The following is a 2386-nucleotide window of genomic DNA, read 5'->3' on the forward strand; positions in this document are numbered from 1 at the left end:
GGGGCAATCGCCCGGGTGCTGGGCCCCCAGCGGGGGGTCACCCCCCCCCCCCCCCCCCCACTTAAAACATCCCCCCCCGGAGGCCCCCCACGCCCCCGAAGCCCCCGGCCAGGAAGTAATTGGCGGTGGCGACCCGCTTGACCCGGGTGGCCTCGCGGTAGTTGCCGTCCTTCCCCTTGGTGAAGTTGTCCATCGCGCCCCAGTGCGGACCGCCGTCGGTCGTGTCCCGGATCGGGACGGTGCCGACCAGGCCGGGACAGTCGCTCTCGTCGCCGCCCTTGTAGGCCTCGTCGAGTTTGTCGATGGAGCACCGCGGGTCGTCGCCCGACGCGAGCAGCTTCTGGATGTCCAGCACGTAGACCATGCCGGTCGTCCGGTCCAGCGGCTTCCCGTAGGGCTTCGACGCGCCCATCACCGTGTGGAACAGGTAGCGGTCGTCCGGACTGACCGCCAGCCAGCTCGAGTTGTCCCCGCCACCGGTCACCGAGCCGTCGGGGGCGAAGGTCTGGTACGGCGTCGTGTCGTCCAGCACCTCCTTCCACTTCGGCTTGGAGGACGTGATGTCCGGCGTGTAGTAGACCGCGCCGCCGGTCATCGAGGAGACGAAGGCGCCCTTGTGACCACGCTTGTTGGGCAGTGCCGTCTCCATGAGCACCCGGGACTCGCCGAAGATCGGATCCGACTCCTGGGCGGCCCTGGGACCGTCCGCCATCTTGGACACGGACTTCATCTTCGGGTTGGCCCGGTCGGTGATGTCCCAGACGCGGACCGTCTGCCGGGCGAGGTCCTCGCGCAGTTCGACCTCGGGAGTCACGAAGTTGCGTGCCTCGACGAAGTCACTGGCGACCATGATGTTCATGTCCTCGCGGACCGCGATGCCGTGCGGGTTGGCACAGCTCGCCTCCGTCAGCACCGGTACGTTGCCGCACTGGACCGGGTCCTCACCGCCCTTGACGGCCGCGGGGATCTCGGAGACGGTCTTCCCGTCCTTGCCGAAGTAGACGATCTCGCCGGGCGAGCCGGCCGCGCCGTTGCCCTCACGCACCTCACCGTTGGTGTAGGTGCACGGCCCCGTGACGTTGGGGCCGCCCATGTACGTGCCGTACGCGGTGCCGTCGCGCAGCACCTGGTAGGCGTCCGGCAGCGTGCCGCACGGGGTGTCCGTGGGGACGTTCACGCCGACGAGCTTCACGGCCGGCAGGGCCTTCGTGTCGAACACGAACGTCGTGTCGGTGAGGATGCCGCCCGCGAACAGCCGGGCGCCCTTGTGCCACAGATACTGCATGTGGTGCGGCTCGTTGCCCTTGCCCGGCCCCATCGTCACCGTGTTGACGACCTCCCCGTAGTGCGGTGAGTCGGGCGTCGCGTCGATGACGGTGAGGAAGTCGGGCGTCGTGTGGTCCGCCGGCCCCGCCCAGGCGAGCAGCCACTCACGCCCGTGTCCGCCCGCCTGGGGGAGCAGGTGGTTGGTGGCGGTGTAGGTGGTTCCGTTGGATGCCTTGAACTCGGAGGTCCACGCCTTGGCGGACTCGGGTGATGCCTGACCGGCTCCGCTGAGCAGGGCGGTGGTCAGTCCCAAGGTAAGGAGAACCACGGACGAACGCCGTGGGAACCCTGTTCTTCGGAGCCTGGATAGTCTCATCGTGCAAATGCCCCTCTTCTGGAACTTGCGGTTCGGGTCCCCCGGTCGCAGGCATGGCAATGGCCCCGGACCGAGGGCCTCTGGGCAAGAGATTTCTCCGGATCGTCAAGGTGCGCTGCCCGTGGTCCCGCAGCGGACCGCGAAATCCATCCGCGACTATCTCAAACACCACTGACCGGGCGCTGACACGGCGCTTGCGAGACCGGATTCCGGAACGTATCAGCGCCGTGTCAGTGGCCTATCCGCGGCCGTTGCTAGGGTGACCGGAACTTCCGAACTCCGGAAAAGGGAATTACTCTCCGGGTCTTTTCGCCGTCACCCGAAGACCCCGAAGAACCCTCTGCCAAAGTACTTCCGGACAGGAGAAAATGATGAGTGAACGCGAGTTGCTCCACCCCTGCCCGTACTGCGAGTACAAGGGGCTCTTCCGGGCCGGTGAAGGGCCCGACACCTGGAAATGCGGCGCTTGTGAGCGCGCGTTCAGTTTCTCGTTCCTCCGGCTGCTCGGTCTCGTGGCGCTGGGCGTCGGCCGGGGAGCCGCACATGAAGGGCGCTGACACGGACCGGTCCGCCGAACTCCGGCTGCTCGCCACGTGGGCCGGACGCGACTTGGAGGACGCGTCCGCCCTGGAGATCCTGCGCTGGGCCGCGGACACGTTCGGCGGGGCGTTCTGCGTGACCTCCTCGATGGAGGACGCGGTGGTCGCTCATCTGGCGTCGCGTGCCCGGCCGGGTGTGGACGTG

General features: G+C 67.8%; 2 protein-coding genes and 1 pseudogene. 2 read left to right on the forward strand and 1 reads right to left on the reverse strand.

Features of this window, described 5'->3' with window-relative positions:
- Positions 1–61 precede the first annotated feature (61 nt).
- The gene (locus ACFXGX_RS43150) at positions 62–1579 is read right to left on the reverse strand and encodes a hypothetical protein (protein ID WP_384803966.1); all 1518 of its coding nucleotides are present in this window, start codon (positions 1577–1579) and stop codon (positions 62–64) included.
- A gap of 434 nt (positions 1580–2013) precedes the next feature.
- On the opposite strand from ACFXGX_RS43150, the gene ACFXGX_RS43155 reads away from it, so the two are divergent.
- Positions 2014–2199 (forward strand): hypothetical protein, encoded by a 186-nt coding sequence (locus ACFXGX_RS43155; RefSeq protein WP_384803969.1) that lies wholly within the window; start codon positions 2014–2016, stop codon positions 2197–2199.
- Positions 2186–2386 (forward strand): annotated as a pseudogene (locus ACFXGX_RS43160) (phosphoadenylyl-sulfate reductase); the annotation flags it as partial. The gene ACFXGX_RS43155 and the pseudogene ACFXGX_RS43160, both read left to right, overlap by 14 nt.

This window comes from Streptomyces sp. NPDC059371 (genome assembly GCF_042751995.1).
GTDB lineage: Bacteria > Actinomycetota > Actinomycetes > Streptomycetales > Streptomycetaceae > Streptomyces.